The organism is Streptomyces sp. S186, from assembly GCF_051603415.1.
Taxonomy (GTDB): Bacteria; Actinomycetota; Actinomycetes; order Streptomycetales; family Streptomycetaceae; genus Streptomyces.
In genome coordinates this window covers 6,762,222-6,780,815 of the sequence record NZ_CP193932.1, presented here as the reverse complement: position 1 = coordinate 6,780,815, position 18,594 = coordinate 6,762,222, and the positions used below count along the sequence as shown (strand labels likewise).

Annotated in this window: 17 protein-coding genes; 1 reads left to right on the top strand and 16 read right to left on the bottom strand. The window is 72.0% G+C overall.

All coding sequences use genetic code 11. From position 1 onward, the window contains the following. Positions 1-35: 35 nt before the first annotated feature. The 6 genes from carB to pyrR all read right to left on the bottom strand — a co-directional run bounded on the left by carB (position 36) and on the right by pyrR (position 8,159). Entirely contained in the window at positions 36-3,347 is a 3,312-nt protein-coding gene (carB, locus tag ACRAS8_RS29285) for a carbamoyl-phosphate synthase large subunit (RefSeq protein WP_438488984.1), read from the bottom strand. After that, the gene (carA, locus tag ACRAS8_RS29280) at positions 3,340-4,515 is read right to left on the bottom strand and encodes a glutamine-hydrolyzing carbamoyl-phosphate synthase small subunit (RefSeq protein ID WP_438488983.1); all 1,176 of its coding nucleotides are present in this window, start codon (positions 4,513-4,515) and stop codon (positions 3,340-3,342) included. The genes carB and carA overlap by 8 nt, the downstream gene beginning before the upstream one ends. Next, positions 4,512-5,099 carry a PH-like domain-containing protein gene (locus ACRAS8_RS29275; RefSeq protein WP_438488982.1) on the bottom strand — a complete coding sequence of 196 codons (588 nt, stop codon included), beginning with the start codon at positions 5,097-5,099 and terminating at the stop codon, positions 4,512-4,514. The genes carA and ACRAS8_RS29275 overlap by 4 nt, the downstream gene beginning before the upstream one ends. Continuing rightward, positions 5,096-6,391, bottom strand: a complete 1,296-nt coding sequence (locus ACRAS8_RS29270; RefSeq protein ID WP_438488981.1) for a dihydroorotase — start codon at positions 6,389-6,391, stop codon at positions 5,096-5,098. The genes ACRAS8_RS29275 and ACRAS8_RS29270 overlap by 4 nt, the downstream gene beginning before the upstream one ends. A 5-nt stretch (positions 6,392-6,396) precedes the next feature. Then, positions 6,397-7,425: an aspartate carbamoyltransferase catalytic subunit gene (locus tag ACRAS8_RS29265; RefSeq protein ID WP_438488980.1), complete on the bottom strand. Its 1,029-nt coding sequence runs from the start codon at positions 7,423-7,425 to the stop codon at positions 6,397-6,399. A 95-nt stretch (positions 7,426-7,520) separates the two neighbouring features. Continuing rightward, positions 7,521-8,159 (bottom strand): bifunctional pyr operon transcriptional regulator/uracil phosphoribosyltransferase PyrR, encoded by a 639-nt coding sequence (pyrR, locus tag ACRAS8_RS29260; RefSeq protein ID WP_438488979.1) that lies wholly within the window; start codon positions 8,157-8,159, stop codon positions 7,521-7,523. A gap of 220 nt (positions 8,160-8,379) precedes the next feature. Here pyrR and bldD point away from each other — a divergent pair, with 220 nt between their 5' ends. Further along, the gene (gene bldD, locus ACRAS8_RS29255; protein WP_018539834.1) at positions 8,380-8,880 is read left to right on the top strand and encodes a transcriptional regulator BldD; all 501 of its coding nucleotides are present in this window, start codon (positions 8,380-8,382) and stop codon (positions 8,878-8,880) included. A gap of 228 nt (positions 8,881-9,108) precedes the next feature. On the opposite strand, the gene nusB is transcribed toward bldD, so the two are convergent. From nusB to mltG, 10 genes are all read right to left on the bottom strand, one after another. Then, entirely contained in the window at positions 9,109-9,546 is a 438-nt protein-coding gene (gene nusB / locus ACRAS8_RS29250) for a transcription antitermination factor NusB (RefSeq protein ID WP_100602287.1), read from the bottom strand. A gap of 2 nt (positions 9,547-9,548) precedes the next feature. Next, a complete protein-coding gene (efp, locus tag ACRAS8_RS29245; protein WP_438488978.1) occupies positions 9,549-10,115 on the bottom strand; it encodes an elongation factor P in 567 nt (188 codons plus the stop codon). Positions 10,116-10,181: 66 nt separating this feature from the next. After that, on the bottom strand, positions 10,182-11,297 hold the full coding sequence (locus ACRAS8_RS29240) for an aminopeptidase P family protein (RefSeq protein WP_438488977.1): 1,116 nt from the start codon (positions 11,295-11,297) through the stop codon (positions 10,182-10,184). Between the two features lie 60 nt (positions 11,298-11,357). Then, positions 11,358-12,206, bottom strand: coding sequence for a Pro-rich N-terminal domain-containing protein (locus ACRAS8_RS29235; RefSeq protein ID WP_438488976.1), 849 nt, complete (start codon positions 12,204-12,206; stop codon positions 11,358-11,360). A 227-nt stretch (positions 12,207-12,433) separates the two neighbouring features. Next, a complete protein-coding gene (gene aroQ, locus ACRAS8_RS29230; protein ID WP_018539829.1) occupies positions 12,434-12,883 on the bottom strand; it encodes a type II 3-dehydroquinate dehydratase in 450 nt (149 codons plus the stop codon). Beyond that, the gene (aroB, locus tag ACRAS8_RS29225; protein WP_438488975.1) at positions 12,880-13,971 is read right to left on the bottom strand and encodes a 3-dehydroquinate synthase; all 1,092 of its coding nucleotides are present in this window, start codon (positions 13,969-13,971) and stop codon (positions 12,880-12,882) included. The genes aroQ and aroB overlap by 4 nt, the downstream gene beginning before the upstream one ends. Next, entirely contained in the window at positions 13,968-14,522 is a 555-nt protein-coding gene (locus ACRAS8_RS29220) for a shikimate kinase (RefSeq protein WP_438488974.1), read from the bottom strand. The genes aroB and ACRAS8_RS29220 overlap by 4 nt, the downstream gene beginning before the upstream one ends. After that, complete coding sequence (gene aroC, locus ACRAS8_RS29215; protein WP_438488973.1) at positions 14,519-15,703, bottom strand: chorismate synthase; 1,185 nt, start codon at positions 15,701-15,703, stop codon at positions 14,519-14,521. Before aroC ends, ACRAS8_RS29220 begins: the two co-directional genes overlap by 4 nt. A gap of 135 nt (positions 15,704-15,838) precedes the next feature. After that, positions 15,839-16,675, bottom strand: coding sequence for a shikimate dehydrogenase (locus ACRAS8_RS29210; RefSeq protein ID WP_438488972.1), 837 nt, complete (start codon positions 16,673-16,675; stop codon positions 15,839-15,841). A gap of 22 nt (positions 16,676-16,697) precedes the next feature. Further along, positions 16,698-18,512, bottom strand: coding sequence for an endolytic transglycosylase MltG (gene mltG / locus ACRAS8_RS29205; protein ID WP_438488971.1), 1,815 nt, complete (start codon positions 18,510-18,512; stop codon positions 16,698-16,700). Between the last annotated feature and the right edge of the window lie 82 nt (positions 18,513-18,594).

Here is an 18,594-nt window from a genome sequence, read left to right as displayed (position 1 = left end):
AGGGGGACACCGCCTTCGGTGTCCCCCTCCCGGGCCTACTCCTCGCGGGCCGCGGTCAGTTGCCGGGCGTGTTCCTGCAGGGAGCGCACCCCGACGTCGCCGCGGGACATCGCCTCGATGCCCTGGACGGCGGCGGCCAGTGCCTGGACGGTGGTCAGGCAGGGGATGCCGCGGGCCACGGAGGCGGTGCGGATGTCGTAGCCGTCGAGCCGGCCGCCGGTCCCGTAGGGGGTGTTGACGATCAGGTCGACCTCACCGTCATGGATCAGCTGGACGATGGTCTTCTCGCCGTTGGGGCCCTCGCCCTCGGACTGCTTGCGCACCACGGTGGCCTTGATGCCGTTGCGGCGCAGCACCTCGGCGGTGCCGGAGGTGGCCAGCAGCTCGAAGCCGTGGGCGACCAGCTCACGGGCCGGGAAGATCATCGAGCGCTTGTCGCGGTTGGCGACGGAGACGAAGGCCCGGCCCTTGGTGGGCAGCGCGCCGTAGGCCCCGGCCTGCGACTTGGCGTAGGCGGTGCCGAAGACCGAGTCGATGCCCATGACCTCGCCGGTGGAGCGCATCTCCGGGCCGAGGACGGTGTCCACGCCGCGGCCGGAGGCGTCCCGGAACCGCGACCAGGGCATGACCGCCTCCTTGACGGAGATCGGCGCGTCCAGCGGCAGGGTGCCGCCGTCGCCGCTCTTCGGGAGCATGCCCTCGGCGCGCAGCTCGGCGATGGTGGCGCCCAGCGAGATCCGGGCGGCGGCCTTGGCCAGCGGGACCGCGGTGGCCTTCGAGGTGAAGGGCACGGTCCGCGAGGCGCGCGGGTTGGCCTCCAGGACGTAGAGGATGTCGCCGGCCATGGCGAACTGGATGTTGATCAGTCCGCGGACGCCGACTCCCTTGGCGATGGCCTCGGTTGAGGCCCGCAGCCGCTTGATGTCGAAGCCGCCGAGGGTGATCGGGGGCAGCGCACAGGCGGAGTCGCCGGAGTGGATGCCGGCCTCCTCGATGTGCTCCATGACGCCGCCGAGGTAGAGCTCGTGACCGTCGTAGAGCGCGTCCACGTCGATCTCGATGGCGTCGTCGAGGAAGCGGTCGATGAGGACCGGGTGCCGGTCGATCAGACCGGCGTGCCGCTCCAGGTACCCGGCCAGCGAGGGCTCGTCGTAGACGATCTCCATGCCGCGGCCGCCGAGCACGTAGGAGGGGCGGACCATGACCGGGTAGCCGATCTCGGCGGCGATGGTCTTGGCCTCCTCGAAGGAGAAGGCGGTGCCGTACTTGGGGGCCGGCAGCCCGGCCTCGGTCAGCACCCGGCCGAACGCGCCGCGCTCCTCGGCGAGGTCGATGGCCTCGGGCGAGGTGCCGACGATCGGCACGCCGTTGTCCTTGAGCGCCTGCGCCAGGCCCAGCGGGGTCTGCCCGCCGAGCTGGACGATGACGCCCGCGACCGGGCCGGCCTGCTGCTCGGCGTGCACGATCTCCAGCACGTCCTCCAGGGTGAGCGGCTCGAAGTAGAGCCGGTCGGAGGTGTCGTAGTCGGTGGAGACGGTCTCCGGGTTGCAGTTGACCATGACGGTCTCGTAGCCGGCCTCGCTGAGCGCGAACGACGCGTGGACGCAGGAGTAGTCGAACTCGATGCCCTGGCCGATGCGGTTGGGGCCGGAGCCGAGGATGATCACCGCGGGCTTCTCGCGGGGCGCGACCTCGCTCTCCTCGTCGTAGGAGGAGTAGAAGTACGGCGTCCTCGCGGCGAACTCGGCGGCGCAGGTGTCGACCGTCTTGTAGACCGGGCGGATGCCCAGCGCGTGCCGCACCTCGCGCACGACGTCCTCGCGCAGGCCCCGGATGTCGGCGATCTGGGCGTCAGAGAAGCCGTGGCGCTTTGCTTCCGCAAGGGTTTCCGGGTCGAGCTTGTCGGCGGCCGCGATCTCGTCGGCGACCTCCTTGACCAGGAAGAGCTGGTCGACGAACCACGGGTCGATCTTCGTGGCGTCGAAGACCTCCTGCGGGGTGGCGCCGGCCCGGATGGCCGCCATGACGGTGTTGATCCGACCGTCGGTGGGGACCTTGGCGCGCTCCAGCAGCTCGGCCTTGTCGCCCGGCTCACCGGTGAAGGCGAACTGGCTGCCCTTCTTCTCGATCGAGCGCAGCGCCTTGTTGAGGGCCTCGGTGAAGTTGCGGCCGATGGCCATCGCCTCGCCGACCGACTTCATGGTGGTGGTGAGGGTGGCGTCGGCGGCCGGGAACTTCTCGAAGGCGAACCGCGGCACCTTGACCACGACGTAGTCGAGGGTGGGCTCGAACGACGCCGGGGTCTGCTCGGTGATGTCGTTGGGGACCTCGTCGAGGGTGTAGCCGACGGCGAGCCGGGCGGCGATCTTCGCGATCGGGAAGCCGGTGGCCTTGGAGGCGAGGGCGGACGAGCGCGAGACCCGCGGGTTCATCTCGATGACGATCACCCGGCCGTCCTCGGGGTTGACCGCGAACTGGATGTTGCAGCCGCCGGTGTCGACGCCGACCTCGCGGATCACCGCGATGCCGATGTCGCGCAGGATCTGGTACTCGCGGTCGGTCAGCGTCATCGCGGGCGCGACGGTGATCGAGTCGCCGGTGTGCACGCCCATCGGGTCGAAGTTCTCGATGGAGCAGACGACCACGACGTTGTCGTGCTTGTCGCGCATCAGCTCCAGCTCGTACTCCTTCCAGCCGAGGATGGACTCCTCCAGGAGCACCTCGGTGGTCGGGGAGAGCGTGAGGCCCTGGCCGGCGATCCGGCGCAGCTCCTCCTCGTCGTGGGCAAAGCCGGAGCCGGCGCCGCCCATGGTGAAGGACGGGCGGACGACGACCGGGTAGCCGCCGAGCTCCTCGACGCCCTTGAGGACGTCGTCCATGGAGTGGCAGATGTAGGAGCGCGCGGACTCACCGTGGCCGATCTTGCGGCGGACGGCCTCGACGACCTCCTTGAACTGGTCGCGGTCCTCGCCCTTGTGGATCGCCTCGACGTTGGCGCCGATCAGCTCGACGCCGTACTTGCCGAGGGTGCCCGCCTCGTGCAGCGAGATGGCGGTGTTGAGCGCGGTCTGGCCGCCGAGGGTCGGCAGCAGCGCGTCCGGGCGCTCCTTGGCGATGATCTTCTCGACGAACTCCGGGGTGATCGGCTCGACATAGGTGGCGTCGGCGATCTCCGGGTCGGTCATGATCGTGGCCGGGTTGGAGTTGACCAGGATGACGCGCAGGCCCTCGGCCTTGAGGACCCGGCAGGCCTGGGTGCCGGAGTAGTCGAACTCGGCGGCCTGACCGATGACGATCGGGCCGGAGCCGATGACCAGGACGGACTGGATATCGGTGCGCTTAGGCACGCTGGCCCTCCATCAGGGAAGTGCTGTGCTGGTTGTTGTCGCGCATGAGCTCGACGAACCGGTCGAAGAGGTACGCGGCGTCGTGCGGGCCGGCGGCCGCCTCGGGGTGGTACTGGACGCTGAAGGCCGGCTGGTCCAGGAGCTGGAGCCCCTCCACCACGTCGTCGTTGAGGCAGACGTGGGAGACCTCGGCGCGGCCGAAGGGGGTGTCGGAGACCTTGTCGAGCGGGGCGTCCACGGCGAAGCCGTGGTTGTGCGCGGTGATCTCGACCTTGCCGGTCGTGCGGTCCTGCACCGGCTGGTTGATGCCGCGGTGCCCGTACTTGAGCTTGTAGGTGCCGAAGCCCAGCGCCCGGCCCAGGATCTGGTTGCCGAAGCAGATGCCGAACAGCGGGGTCCTGCGGGAGAGCACCTCGCGCATCACCGCGACCGGGTGGTCGGCGGTGGCCGGGTCGCCGGGACCGTTGGAGAAGAACACGCCGTCGGGGCCGACCGCGTAGACGTCCTCGGCGGTCGCGGTGGCCGGCAGGACATGCACCTCGATGCCGCGCTCGGCCATCCGGTGCGGGGTCATGCCCTTGATGCCGAGGTCGATCGCGGCGACCGTGAACCGCTTCTCCCCGATCGCCGGGACGACGTACGCCTCCTTGGTGGCGACCTCCGCGGAGAGGTCGGCGCCCTTCATCTCGGGCTGCTGGCGCACCTCCGCGAGCATCGTGCCCGCGTCGGGCAGCGCGTTGCCGGAGAAGATGCCGACCCGCATCGCGCCGCGCTCGCGCAGATGGCGGGTGAGCGCGCGGGTGTCGACGCCGCTGATGCCGACGACGCCCTGGTGGCGCAGCTCCTCGTCGAGGGAGCGGCGGGAGCGCCAGTTGGACGGGATGCGGGCGGGGTCGCGGACGACGTAGCCGGCCACCCAGATCCGCTGCGACTCGGGGTCCTCGTCGTTCACGCCGGTGTTGCCGACGTGCGGGGCGGTCATGACGACGACCTGACGGTGGTACGAGGGGTCGGTCAGGGTCTCCTGGTAGCCGGTCATGCCGGTGGAGAACACCGCTTCACCGAAGGTCTCCCCCACGGCCCCGTAGGCACGGCCGCGGAAGGTGCGGCCGTCCTCCAGGACGAGTACGGCGGGGATCTTGCCGGTCCCCTGGGTGGAGGTCGTCATCGTGCGCCTTCCGTTTCGGTGTGCTCGGTGGTGTGCTCGGTGCTGGTGAGCCGGTTGAGGGCCGCGACCCAGGCGGGGTGCTCCCCGGCCCGGTCGGAGCGGAAGCCGGAGTCGATCTGCTTGCCGCCGTGTTCCCAGGTGACGACCAGCAGGCCGCCCTCGGGGAGGACCTTGCCGGCGATGCCTTTGTCGAGGCGGGCGCCGCGCAGGGCGGCGGCCGGTACGAAGAAGTCCGTGGCGCCGGGCCGTTCGACGGCCAGGCCCTGGTCGGTGAGGGTCAGTTCGGCCCGGCTGCGGGTGCCCAGACCGCGGGCGACGATCCGGTCGAGCCACTGCCCGGCGGTGGTCGAGCCGTGGTAGCGGCCGCTGAGGGACAGCCGGACCTCGCCCGCGTCGGTGGGGGCGGCCGGCAGCTCGGGCAGATCGCCCTGGAGGGTGCCGCGCCACTTCCAGCCCTGGCGCATCAGCCAGTACACGAAGACGACGAAGACCAGGAGGCCGACCACCCAGGCGATGCGCCCGGACCAGTCGGTGACCGGGGCGGAGTGCTGCGCCGCGGCCAGGGGGATCAATTGAGCAGTCACGCGAGCTTCCCGTCGACGACCGTTGCGCGGCCCCGCAGGAAGGTGTGGGTGACGCGTCCCGGCAGCTCACGGCCCTCGTAGGGGGTGTTGCGGCTGCGGGAGGCGAAACCGGCGGGGTCCACCTCTCCACGGTAAGCGGAATCGACCAGGGTGAGGTTGGCGGGCTCGCCGGGTGAGACGGGACGCCCCTGGCCGGCCAGCCGGCCGATCCGCGCCGGGGCGGCGGACATCCGGTCGGCGACCCCGGCCCAGTCCAGCAGCCCGGTCTCGACCATGGTGTGCTGGACGACCGACAGCGCGGTCTCCAGGCCCACCATGCCCATGGCGGCCGCGGCCCACTCGCAGTCCTTGTCCTCGTGCGGGTGCGGGGCGTGGTCGGTGGCGACGATGTCGATGGTGCCGTCGGCGAGGGCCTCGCGCAGTGCCATGACGTCGCGCTCGGTGCGCAGCGGCGGGTTGACCTTGTAGACCGGGTTGTAGCTGCGCACCAGCTCGTCGGTGAGGAGCAGGTGGTGCGGGGTGACCTCGGCGGTGACGTCGATACCGCGGGACTTGGCCCAGCGGACGATCTCGACGCTGCCGGCGGTCGACAGGTGGCAGATGTGGACCCGGGAGCCGACGTGCTCGGCGAGCAGCACGTCCCGGGCGATGATCGACTCCTCGGCGACGGCCGGCCAGCCGCCCAGTCCCAGCTCGGCCGAGACGATGCCCTCGTTCATCTGGGCGCCCTCGGTCAGCCGCGGCTCCTGGGCGTGCTGGGCGACGACGCCGCCGAACGCCTTCACGTACTCCAGCGCCCGCCGCATGATCACCGCGTCGTCGACGCACTTGCCGTCGTCGGAGAAGACCGTGACGCCGGCCGCGGACTCGTGCATCGCGCCGAGCTCGGCGAGCTTCTTGCCCTCCAGGCCGACGGTGACGGCGCCGATGGGCTGCACGTCGCAGTAGCCGTGCTCCCGGCCCAGCCGGTAGACCTGCTCGACGACGCCGGCGGTGTCGGCGACGGGGAAGGTGTTGGCCATGGCGAAGACGGCGGTGTAGCCGCCGGCGGCCGCGGCCCGGGTGCCGGTCAGGACGGTCTCGGAGTCCTCGCGGCCGGGCTCGCGCAGATGGGTGTGCAGGTCGACCAGACCCGGCAGCAGGATCTTGCCGTCGGCCTCGACGACCTGGGCTTCCTCGACGCCGGAGACGGCGAGGTCGGTGCCGACGGCGGCGATCGTCCCGTCCGTGATCAGCACATCCTGCGGCGCGCCGCCGAGCACCTTCGCACCGCGGATAAGGATCTTGCTCATGGGTCTTACTTCTCCTCGGTACGGAATTCAGAGGTGGGCGCGGAGCGCCTCGTTGCAAGGGTGGTGGTGGGCGACGGGCGGGCGACGGCGGGCTCGTTGCCGCCGAGCAGCAGGTAGAGGACGGCCATGCGGATGGAGACGCCGTTGGCGACCTGTTCGACGACCGTGCAGCGGCCGGAGTCGGCGACCTCGGCGGTGATCTCCATGCCGCGGACCATCGGGCCGGGGTGCATCACGATGGCGTGCCCGGGCATCCGCGCCATCCGGTCGGCGTCCAGGCCGTAGCGGCGCGAGTACTCGCGCTCGGTGGGGAAGAACGCGGCGTTCATCCGCTCGCGCTGGACCCGCAGCATCATCACGGCGTCGGACTTGGGCAGCACGCTGTCGAGGTCGTAGGAGACCTCGCACGGCCAGGTCTCGACGCCGACCGGCACCAGGGTGGGCGGCGCGACGAGGGTGACCTCGGCGCCGAGGGTGTGCAGCAGATCGACGTTGGAGCGGGCGACGCGGCTGTGCAGGACGTCGCCGACGAGCGTGATGCGCTTCCCGGCGAGGTCCTGGCCGAGCCCCTCGTCCGGGCCGATCAGCCGGCGCCGCATGGTGAAGGCGTCCAGCAGGGCCTGGGTGGGGTGCTGGTGGGTGCCGTCGCCGGCGTTGATGACGGGGGCGTCGATCCAGCCGGAGGTGGCGAGCCGGTAGGGGGCGCCGGAGGCGCTGTGCCGGATGACGACGGCGTCGACGCCCATCGCCTCCAGGGTCTGGGCGGTGTCCTTCAGGGACTCGCCCTTGGAGACGCTGGAGCCCTTGGCGGCGAAGTTGATGACGTCGGCGGAGAGCCGCTTCTCGGCCGCCTCGAAGGAGATCCGGGTGCGGGTGGAGTCCTCGAAGAAGAGGTTGCAGACGGTGCGGCCGCGCAGGGCGGGCAGTTTCTTGATCGGCCGGTCGGCGACCCGGGCCATTTCCTCGGCGGTGTCGAGGATCAGCACGGCGTCGTCCCGCGTGAGATCGGCGGCCGAGATGAGGTGACGCTTCATCCGGTGTTCTCCGGGAGTGAGGGAGGTGTACGGGAATGTCCGTCGAGCGGGCACGGGTGCGGGCCCGGGGTCACCGGGTCCTTCCCGCGGGTGCGCTAGCGGCCGTCGGCCGGGGCGGTCCGCTCGACCGCCGGGGCGTCGCCGTCGGAACCGGAGCGGGACGGGGCGGGGCGCAGGCCGAGCAGCACGGCGTCGCGGCCGTCCTCTTCGGTGAGCTGGACCTTGACGGCCTCCCGCAGCGAGGTGGGGAGGTTCTTGCCCACGTAGTCGGCGCGGATCGGCAGCTCGCGGTGACCGCGGTCGACCAGGACCGCCAGCTGCACGGCGCGCGGGCGCCCGATGTCGCCCAGCGCGTCCAGGGCGGCGCGGATCGTGCGCCCGGAGAAGAGCACGTCGTCGACGAGGAGGACGAGGCGGCCCTCGATGCCGTCGGCGGGGATCTCCGTGCGGCCCAGCGTGCGGGCCGGGCCCAGCCGCAGGTCATCGCGGTACATCGTGATGTCGAGCGAGCCGACCGGAATGGCGCGGCCGGTGATCTCCTCGAGCTTGGCGGCCAGCCGCCGGGCGAGAAAGACGCCGCGGGTGGGGATTCCCAGGAGCACCACGTCGTCCGCGCCCTTGGCGCGCTCGACGATTTCGTGGGCGATACGGGTCAGCATCCGCGCGATGTCCGGGCCTTCGAGCACCGGCCGGGCGGAAGCGTGCGTTCTCGTGTCGGAATGCGTCGCGTCCATACGAAACGGACCTCCTTCTCCGCCTCACGGGACGGACTTTAAAGGACGTCGGAATTACGGGTTCAGGCTATCAGGAGGCCCTCGGAGACCCGTACACCCCCCTGACGGGTGAGGGTCTGGCCCATTCGGCTTGACGAAGTCAGATTACGCTGCGTAACCTCACAGTGAGTTACCAGCCCGCGGCCGAGCCGCATGTCGATACAGCCGTCTGGGGAGCTTTATGTCCAGCGAATACGCTAAACAGCTCGGGGCCAAGCTCCGCGCCATCCGTACCCAGCAGGGCCTCTCTCTCCATGGCGTCGAGGAGAAGTCCCAGGGCCGCTGGAAGGCCGTGGTGGTGGGGTCCTACGAGCGCGGCGACCGTGCCGTGACCGTCCAGCGCCTTGCCGAGCTGGCGGACTTCTACGGCGTGCCGGTGCAGGAGCTGCTGCCGGGCACCACGCCGGGCGGCGCCGCCGAGCCGCCGCCGAAGCTGGTCCTGGACCTGGAGCGCCTGGCCCATGTCCCGCAGGAGAAGGCCGGCCCGCTCCAGCGCTACGCCGCCACCATCCAGAGCCAGCGCGGGGACTACAACGGCAAGGTCCTCTCGATCCGCCAGGACGATCTGCGCACCCTCGCGGTGATCTACGACCAGTCGCCCTCGGTGCTCACCGAGCAGCTGATCAGCTGGGGCGTGCTGGACGCGGATGCCCGCCGGGCCGTGCAGCACGAGGAGATCTGACCGGCCTCCCTGTCCCGCTTCACACGCAGAAACGTACCGCCGCTCCGGGCTGCCCGGTGCGGCGGTCGGCGTATCCGGCGGCGGGCGCCCAGGTCGCCGGCCGGGCTGCGGAAACGGGCGTGGAACGGGCGCGGACGGCCGACGGGCCCGGAGCGATGGGGTATCGCTCCGGGCCCGTTCGGTGCCTTGATTCGCGGCCGTCAGCGGCCCTCCGCGGGGGTCGGCGCGTCAGCGCGTCTCCTCGCGGCGCAGCCCCGGCTTGAGCTCCTTGAGCCGGGCCAGCAGGCCGTTGACGAAGGACGGCGAGTCGTCCGTGGAGAACTCCTTGGCCAGCTGCACGGCCTCGTCGATCGCCACCGCGTCCGGCGTGCCGTCCACCCACAGCAGCTCGTAGGCCCCGAGCCGCAGGATGGAGCGGTCGGCCGCCGGCATCCGGTCCAGATCCCAGTCGACGGAGTAGGTGGAGATCAGCTCGTCGATGCGGGCGATGTGCTCCGCGTACCCCTCGACCAGTTCCAGGGTGTACTCGTGCACCGGCGGTTGACGGGGGTCGGTCCGGGCGTGGCGCATCCAGTCCGCGAGCACGGACTGCACATCGGCACCGCGCTGGTCGGCCTCGAAGAGGATCTGGAAGGCGCGCTTACGGGCCTTGGTGCGGGCAGCCACGGTTAGCTGTTCACCCGGCCGAGGTAGTCGCCGGTACGGGTGTCGACCTTGATCTTCTCACCGGTGGTGATGAAGAGCGGGACCTGGATCTCGTAGCCGGTCTCCAGCTTGGCGGGCTTGGTGCCGCCGGTGGAGCGGTCGCCCTGGACGCCCGGCTCGGTCTCCTGGATGGTCAGCTCGACGGCGGCCGGCAGCTCGACGTAGAGGACCTGGCCCTCGTTCTGCGCGACGACGGCCTCGAAGCCTTCGAGCAGGAAGTTGGCGGCGTCGCCGACGGTCTTGCGGTCGACGTGCAGCTGGTCGTAGGTGTCCATGTCCATGAAGACGAAGTAGTCGCCGTCCATGTACGAGAACTGCATGCCCCGCTTGTCGACGTTGGCCGTCTCGACCTTGACGCCGGCGTTGAAGGTCTTGTCCACCACCTTGCCGGAGAGCACGTTCTTGAGCTTGGTACGGACGAAGGCCGGGCCCTTACCGGGCTTGACGTGCTGGAACTCGACGACGGACCAGAGCTGGCCGCCTTCGAGCTTGAGCACCATGCCGTTCTTGAGGTCGTTCGTGGAAGCCACGGTTGCGGAATCTCCTGGACTGCGGGTGGTGGGTACCGAGAAACCGCCCGCAGCGAGCCCGGTGGCTCAGAGGGCGAGCAGCTCCTTGGTCGTGATCGTGAGTAGCTCGGGTCCGCCGTCCGCCTCGGGGCGGACGACGAGGGTGTCGTCGATCCGGACACCCCCTCGGCCCGGGATGTGGACCCCTGGCTCGACGGTGACCGGCACGCAAGCGTCCAGTTTACCCATGGCGCCGGGTGACAACTGAGGGTCCTCGTCGATTTCCAGTCCGACACCGTGCCCGGTCCACGGGCCGAGGCCGTCTCCGTGCCCCGCCGTCTCCAGGATCTGGCGGGCCACCCGGTCCACCTCGTGGCACTCCACGCCCGGCGCCAGCGCCTCCCGGCCGGCCTTCTGGGCCGCGAAGACCAGGTCGTACAGCTCGATCTGCCAGTCCGCCGGGGTGGTGCCGATGACGAAGGTGCGGCCGATCTCGCAGCGGTAGCCGCGGTAGTTCGCGCCCAGCCCGACGGTCAGGAAGTCGCCCTCCTCGACCCGGCGGTCGGTGGGCAGGTGTCCGGCACGTCCGGAGTTCGGGCCGGTGGCGACGGAAGTGGCGAAGGCCGGGCCGTCCGCGCCGTGGTCGACCAGGCGGCGCTCCAGTTCGAGCGCGAGATGCCGTTCGGTGCGGCCGACCAGGATCGACTCCAGGAGTTCGCCCAGCGCCTGGTCGCTGATCTCGGCGGCGATCCGCAGGCAGGCGATCTCGTCGTCGTCCTTCACCAGCCGCTGGGTCTCGACGGCGCACGCCAGGTCGGCGAGGCGCATCCCGGGGGCCACCTGGGAGAGCGCCCGGTGGCGGGTGACGGTGAGGTGGTGCTCCTCCACCGCCAGGATCTCCGCGCCCGACGTGGCGGCCAGGGAGGCGGCGGCCACCGCGGGGTCGCCGCCGCGGGCCGGCAGCACCGAGATCCGCACGTCGTCGGCGGGGCGGCCCTCGCTGGGGTCACCGGTCAGCGGGCGGCCGCAGACCAGTACGTCGTCGCCCGGGCTGCCGGGGCCCAGCAGCAGAATCGCGCCGGGCGGGGTGCAGCCGGTGAGGTAACGGACGTTGGCCGGGCGCGAGATCAGGGCGGCGGTGCTTCCGGTTGCGGCGCAGCGGTCGCGCAGCTGCGCGCGTCGGGCCGCGTACAACTCGGACATATCGCCAGCGTACGACCGCTCTTCCCGGGAGGCCGTTCGAGACGGCCGCCCGGGGGACGGCTACCAGCTGGGCGGGCTGGCGATGCTGCGGGCGACGACCTCGTCGAGCGCCCGCACGGTGGTGGCCACGTCGTGCTGGGAGTTGTCGATGATCGGCAGGCCCGAGCCGTACCAGCCGGCCATCCGGCCGTGGATCCGGGCCACCTCCTCGTCGGAGAGGCGGCGGTTGCCGGTGCGCCGGGCGTTGCGCTCCAGGACGACCTCCAGGCCGGGGAGCAGCACGATCGGCAGCAGGCCGGGGCCGACGTGGCGCTTCCAGCCACCGAGGCCGACGACCGGGCGGTCCGGGAAGACCGCGTCGTCGAGGATGCAGGAGATGCCGTTGGCGAGGAAGTTGCGGGCGGCGAAGCCGCAGGTGCGGCGGGCGAGGCGGTACTGGGCCTCGGAGTGGTCGTTCCAGCCGGACTGCGGGTCGGCGAAACCGGAGCGGACCCACTCCCGGACGTCGTCCAGGCTGATGTGCGCGGTCGGCACCCGCCGGGTGTCGGCCCAGTGGCGGGCGACGCTGGTCTTCCCGGCGCCAGCCGGACCGATCAGCAGCACCGCGACCGCGGCGTGCGCGGGGTCCGGACCGGCGTCGCTGGGCAGCGGGACGGGGGCGCCGGGGGGCAGCTGGATGTGGCCGGTGACGTCGCCGCTGTGCTGGACGGGGGGGTGCTGCGCGGCGGGCCAGCCCGGCGGGGCGGGCGCGGGCGGGGCGGGGGGCGGCGGCGGGGCCGCGGGGGTGTGCGGCATACCGGGCGGATGAGGCGGGCCGGGGTGCGGCGTCCAGTTCATGGTCGCGCCGGCGCCCTGGGAGGGAAGCGGGCCGCGGGGCGGCGGCAGCGGAGCCCCCACTGCGTACTGCATCCGGTGGCTCTCCGTCTCGTGCGGTCGACGTGGTGCGGGGCGGCGCACCGGACGGGGTGGCCTGGTGCGCCGGGGCGGCAACTGCGGGGCGGGCACGGAGGGTTGGTGCCCGGCCGCCGGGTGGTGCTGCGGTGAACCGTACCCCCGGCGGCTGCCGGGAGGTTTCCCTACCCCGGCCGTCCGTCGTATGAACGGCCGAGGGTACGGGCGGGTGGACGGCGCGCGGGTCAGCCGTTCAGTTCCTCGGCCAGGGCGCGCAGCGCGAGGCGGTAGGAGCCGATGCCGAAGCCGGCGACGGTGCCGCTGGCGACCGCCGCGATGACCGAGGTGTGGCGGAACTCCTCGCGGGCGTACGGGTTGGAGATGTGCACCTCGATCAGCGGGGCGGTGCGCTGGGCGGCCGCGTCCCGCATCGCGTAGGAGTAGTGCGTGAACGCACCGGGGTTGATGACGACCGGGACGGCGCCGTCGGCGGCCTCGTGCAGCCAACGGACCATCTCGCCCTCGTCGTTGGTCTCCCGCACCTCGGCGTCCAGGCCCAGCTCCCGGCCGAGCCGGGCGCACTCGGCGACCAGCCCGGCGTAGGAGGTGGCGCCGTAGACGTCGGGCTCGCGGGAGCCCAGCCGGCCGAGGTTGGGGCCGTTGAGGACCAGCACCCGGCGCGCTGCCGCGGTCATGCGGCGATCTCCGCGTGCGCGGCGAGCAGCATCGCCGGGTCGGGGCTCTCCATGACGGCCGGCTTGGCCAGGCCGTCCAGGACGATGAAGCGCAGCCGGTCGCCGCGGGACTTCTTGTCGACCTTCATCGTCTCCAGCAGCTTGGGCCACTGGTCGCCGCGGTAGGTCAGCGGCAGTCCGACGGCGGAGAGGACGGCGCGGTGCCGGTCGGCGGTGGCGTCGTCCAGCCGGCCGGCGATCCGGCCGAGTTCGGCGGCGAAGACCATGCCGACGGAGACGGCGGCGCCGTGCCGCCAGTTGTAGCGCTCGTTCTTCTCGATGGCGTGGGCCAGGGTGTGGCCGTAGTTGAGGATCTCCCGCAGGCCGGACTCCTTGAGGTCGGCGGAGACCACCTCGGCCTTGACCCTGATCGCCCGCACGATCAGCTCGGTGGTGTGCGGGCCGTCGGGCCGCTTGGCGGCCTCGGGGTCGGACTCGATCAGGTCGAGGATCGCCGGGTCGGCGATGAAGCCGGCCTTGATGACCTCGGCGAGCCCGGAGACGTAGTCGTGGACCGGGAGGGTGTCCAGCGCGGCGAGGTCGCAGAGCACCCCGGCCGGCGGGTGGAAGGCGCCGACGAGGTTCTTGCCCTCGGCGGTGTTGATGCCGGTCTTGCCGCCGACCGCGGCGTCCACCATGCCCAGGACGGTGGTCGGGACGGCGATCCAGCGCACCCCGCGCAGCCAGGTCGCGGCGACGAAGCCGGCCAGGTCGGTGGTGGCGCCGCCGCCCACGCCGACGATCACGTCGGTGCGGGTGAAGCCGGTCTGGCCGAGCGCCTTCCAGCAGTAGGCGGCGACCTCGGCGGTCTTGGCCTCCTCGGCGTTGGGCAGCTGGATGGCGATCGCCTCGTAGCCCTGGTCGGCGAGGTCCGCGCGCAGCGCCTCGCCGGTGGCTGCCAGCGCCTCGGGGTGCAGCACCGCGACGCGCTGGGCCGACGTGCCGATCAGAGCGGGGAGTTCGCCCAGCAGCTGCCGCCCGACGAGGACCTCGTACGGGTCGGTGCCGGCGGTGCCGCCGACCTGGATGCGGGTGGCGTGCTCCGTCATGCCTGTTCCTCCCTGCCGGCGGGGTGCGCGGGGTCCGCGGCCGGCCGTAGCTCCAAAGCGTCCATGATCGCGTCGGTGACGTCCTCGGGGGTGCGGCCCCCGGTGGCGATCACCGCCCGTGCGACCTCGGTGTAGAGCGGGCGGCGCCGCTCCATCAGCTCGCGCCACTGCTTGCGCGGGTTGACCGCGAGCAGCGGGCGGGGCGCGTCCAGGCCCACCCGCTTGACGGCGTCGGCGAGTTCGACGTCCAGGAAGACCACCGGCAGGCCGGTGAGCAACTTCCGGGTGCCGTCGTCCATGACCGCGCCGCCGCCGAGGGAGAGCACCCCCGGGTGGCCGTCGAGGGCGGTGCGGACCGCCGCCCGCTCCAGCTCGCGGAAGTGCGGCTCGCCGTCCTCGATGAAGATCTCGGCGATCGGCTTGCCGGCGGTGGCGACGATGTCGGCGTCGGTGTCGCGGTAGCCGACGCCCAGCCGCCCGGCCAGCAGCGCGCCCACGGTGGACTTGCCGGCGCCGGGCGGGCCGACCAGTACGACGACCGGCGCGGTCACTTGATCGCCAGGTTGTCGAGGTAGCCCTGGACGTTGCGGCGGGTCTCCGGCACGCTGTCGCCGCCGAACTTCTCCACCACCGCGTCGGCCAGCACCAGCGCCACCATCGCCTCGGCGACGATGCCGGCGGCCGGGACCGCGCAGACGTCGGAGCGCTGGTGGTGCGCCTTGGCGGCCTCGCCGGTGGTGACGTCGATCGTCGCCAGCGCCCGCGGCACGGTAGCGATCGGCTTCATCGCGGCCCGCACGCGCAGGAGTTCACCGGTGGTCAGGCCGCCCTCGGTGCCGCCGGAACGGCCCGAGGTGCGCTTGATGCCGTCCTCGGTGGCCACGATCTCGTCGTGTGCCTTCGAACCGGGGACCCGCGCCAGGTCGAAGCCGTCGCCGACCTCGACGCCCTTGATGGCCTGGATGCCCATCAGGGCGGCGGCCAGCCGGGCGTCCAGACGGCGGTCCCAGTGGACGTGCGAGCCGAGGCCGACGGGCACGCCGTAGGCCAGTACCTCGACGACGCCGCCGAGCGTGTCGCCGTCCTTGTGGGCCTGGTCGATCTCGGCGACCATCGCCTTCGACGCGTCGGCGTCCAGGCAGCGCACCGGGTCGGCGTCCAGCTTCTCCACGTCGGAGGGCTTGGGGTGGACGCCGTAGGGGGCCTTGGCCGAGGCCAGCTCGACGACGTGCGAGACGATCTCGATACCGGCCGTCTCCTTGAGGAAGGAGCGGGCGACGGTGCCCAGGGCGACCCGGGCGGCGGTCTCGCGGGCGGAGGCGCGCTCCAGGATCGGGCGGGCCTCGTCGAAGCCGTACTTCTGCATGCCGGCGAGGTCGGCGTGGCCGGGGCGGGGGCGGGTCAGCGGGGCGTTGCGGGCCAGCTCGGCCAGCACCGCCTCGTCGACCGGGTCGGCGGCCATGACCTGCTCCCACTTGGGCCACTCGGTGTTGCCGACCATGATCGCGACGGGCGAGCCCAGCGACCGGCCGTGCCGGACGCCGCCGAGGAAGGTGACCTCGTCCCGCTCGAACTTCATCCGGGCACCGCGGCCATAGCCGAGCCGGCGGCGGGCCAGGGCGTCCGCCACCATCTCCGTGGTGATCGGCACGCCGGCGGGAAGGCCCTCCAGCGTCGCCACGAGTGCGGGGCCGTGCGACTCCCCCGCCGTCAGCCAGCGCAACCTGCTCAACGGTGCTCCTCAGTACTGCTCATGTGCTGCTCATCCGCGTACGGTCTCCTCTGATCCTCCCACGTCGGGCCGGCCGCGCGGCGCGGAGTCCAGGGTGCGGACCGAAGGGACCGCCCAGCGGGCGGCCCGGGTCCCTCAGCGGGCCGCGAGCGCCGCCTCGCCGGCCCGGCGCATCGCGGCCAGCGGCGCCGGCGCCCGGCCGGTCATCTGCTCGACCTGGAGGACGGCCTGGTGGACCAGGAGGTCCAGGCCGCCGACGACGGCGCCGCCGCGGCCGGCCCAGGCGGCGGCCAGCGCGGTCGGCCAGGGCTCGTAGAGCACGTCGAAGAGGGTGCCGGGGCGGTCGGGGACGGCGGCGGCGAGCGGGTCGGTGCTGCCCGCCGGGGTGGTGGCGACGACCAGGGGCGCCTCGAAGGCCGCGGCGGCGTCGTCCCAGGGGGCGGTGCGGACCGCGACGCCGAGCCGTTCGCCCCAGCCACGCATCTCGTCGGCGCGGGCCGCGCTGCGGACGTACGCGGTGACCTCGCCGGTGCAGATCCGGGCGAGCGCGGCCAGCGCGGAGGAGGCGGTGGCGCCGGCGCCGAGGACGGCGGCCCGCTCGACCCGCTCGACGCCGCGTTCGCGCAGCGCGGCGAGCATGCCGGGGATGTCGGTGTTGTCGCCGCGCCGGCGCCCGTCGGCGGTGAAGACGACGGTGTTGACCGCCTCGACCGAGGCCGCGGTGGGGCTGATCTCGTCCAGCAGCGGGATCACCGCGCGCTTGAGCGGCATGGTCAGCGACAGCCCGGCCCACTCCGGCCCGAGCTTCTCCAGGAAGCCGGGGAGCGCGGCCTCGTCGACCTCGTGGCGGCCGTACTCCCAGCCGGTCAGCCCGAGTTCGGCGTAGGCGGCGCGGTGCAGTACCGGCGAGAGGGAGTGGGCAATGGGCGACCCGAGGACCGCCGCCTTCTTGTTGTCAGAGCTGTGGGACACGGGCTGGCCTTTGGTTTCCGTTCTACTTCTGCTCTTGCTGCCGCTTGTTGAATTCCCGGACGAGCTTCATGTGATCGGTGAGATTGGTGGTGAAGGTCGTCGTCTTGTTGTCCAGCGAGATGAAGTAGAGCCACTTCTGGGAATTGTCCGGATCGACGGCCGCCTTCAGTGCCTCCGCGCCGGGATTCCCGATCGGACCGGGCGGCAACCCCTTGTAGAAGTAGGTGTTGTAGGGGTCGTCGTAGCTCCGGATCTCCTTGGTACCGATATTGATCTTGCTCTGCTTCTTGAGGTAGTTGAACGTCGAGTCGAATTCCAGCTTCTGGTTCGTGTCCGTGTTGGTCGGGGCCAGCCGGTTGTAGACGACCGCGGCCATCTTGCGGAAGTCGTCGTGCGTCCGGCCCTCGGCCTGGGTGAGGCTGGCGACGGTGAGGAGCTGGAGCGGGGAATCCAGGTGGAATTTCGTGGCGTTCGCCGCGAGATCGTACTTCTGGTATTCCTGGGTCGCCCGCGACACCATCTGCCGGAGCACGTCCGCGGGTTTGGCGTGATCGCCGACGCTGTACGTCGAGGGGTAGAGGAAGCCCTCCAGCGGGTCCTTGATCTTCGGGGAGTTCGCGGCCCAGGACGGCAGGCCGAGATTCCTGGCCTGGCTCTTGGCGACGTCCTTGGTGGTGCCCGCCTTGAGCTTGAGCTTCTGGTCGATCAGCTCGTAGACGCCGTCGGCCCGCAGCCCCTCCCGGACCGTCAGGCCGTTGCGGCTCTTGGGATCCAGCATGAGGTCGAGGGCGGCGGCCGCCGACATCTGCTTGCGCAGCGTGTACGTCCCGGGCTGGAGGCTGCGCGACTTCTTGTCGTCCGCGGCGGCGGCCTCGGTGAACGCGCCGGCGCTCTTGATCACGCCGTCGCGGGCGAGGATCGTGCCCATCTGGGAGATCGGCACCCCGTCCGGGATCTCCACCTGCACGTCGCCGGAGCCCTCGCCCTCGTAGTCGGGCGCCGATCCGAAGCGGGCCTTGATGAAGTCGTAGCCGAAGTAGCCGACGCCGCCGACGACGCCGATCAGGGCCAGGGTCGCGATCAGGCAGGCGGAGCCGGTGCGCCGCTTGTTCTTCTTGTTCTTCTTGTTGCGGCCCCGGCCCTCACGGCCGGACGGCCGGTCGTCCTCGTCGTCGCGGCCGGCGTCCTCGGCGTCCGGGTCGTCGGCGAAGAACGGGTGGTCCCGCTCCGGTGCGCGCGGTTCCGGCTCGCCGGCGTCCTGCGCCGCCCGCCAGTCGTCGCCCGCGGCGGCCGGATCGTCGTAGGGCGGGCCGGCCTGCGGATGCTGCTGCGGGCCGGGGCCCCGCGGATGCGGGGGCTGCCCGTACTGCGGGGCGTGCGGGTCCGCCGCCTGCTCCGGCATCCCGTGCTGCGGGGGCGGCGGCTGGGCGGGCAGCTGCTGGGTCTCCTGGAATCCGTAGCCGTCCTGGGCGCCGTAGTACTCGTGCCCGGGGTAGTTCTGGCCGGCAGGGTGCGGGGCCGGGTAGTCCTGGCCCGGGTGCTGGTACGGGTCGGCCGGCGGCTGCTGCCCGTAGGGGTCGTACGGGTCGTACGCCGGCCGGCCGCCCGGCTGCTGCGTGCCGTCCCAGCCACCGTGACCCGCCGGGTACTGCTGCTGGTGCGGGTGCGGCTGCTGAGGAAACTGCTGCTGGGGGTACTGCTCCTGGGGATACCCGGTGGGCTGCTGCCCCGCCCACTGCGGCTGCTGCGCCTGGCCTCCGTACGAACCCCGGTCTCCGTAGAGCGGGTCGTCGGGATGCCACGGTTCGGAGCCGTAGCCCCGGCCATACTCGGTCATCGATCCCCTAGAGCCGAGAGGCGGGGCGCTCCATCCGGGCCGCGCCTGACGTACCGTTCCGCCTCTACTTGCACGCGCGGCT

Coding starts and splice junctions, on each gene's coding strand:
- aroQ (WP_018539829.1), bottom strand. CDS start 12,883: ATGACCGCGGCAGCGCGCCGGGTGCTGGTCCTCAACGGCCCCAACCTC.
- ACRAS8_RS29270 (WP_438488981.1), bottom strand. CDS start 6,391: ATGAGCAAGATCCTTATCCGCGGTGCGAAGGTGCTCGGCGGCGCGCCG.
- mltG (WP_438488971.1), bottom strand. CDS start 18,512: ATGACCGAGTATGGCCGGGGCTACGGCTCCGAACCGTGGCATCCCGAC.
- ACRAS8_RS29235 (WP_438488976.1), bottom strand. CDS start 12,206: ATGCAGTACGCAGTGGGGGCTCCGCTGCCGCCGCCCCGCGGCCCGCTT.
- ACRAS8_RS29265 (WP_438488980.1), bottom strand. CDS start 7,425: ATGAAGCGTCACCTCATCTCGGCCGCCGATCTCACGCGGGACGACGCC.
- aroB (WP_438488975.1), bottom strand. CDS start 13,971: ATGACGGAGCACGCCACCCGCATCCAGGTCGGCGGCACCGCCGGCACC.
- carA (WP_438488983.1), bottom strand. CDS start 4,515: ATGACGACCTCCACCCAGGGGACCGGCAAGATCCCCGCCGTACTCGTC.
- ACRAS8_RS29240 (WP_438488977.1), bottom strand. CDS start 11,297: ATGTCCGAGTTGTACGCGGCCCGACGCGCGCAGCTGCGCGACCGCTGC.
- bldD (WP_018539834.1), top strand. CDS start 8,380: ATGTCCAGCGAATACGCTAAACAGCTCGGGGCCAAGCTCCGCGCCATC.
- pyrR (WP_438488979.1), bottom strand. CDS start 8,159: ATGGACGCGACGCATTCCGACACGAGAACGCACGCTTCCGCCCGGCCG.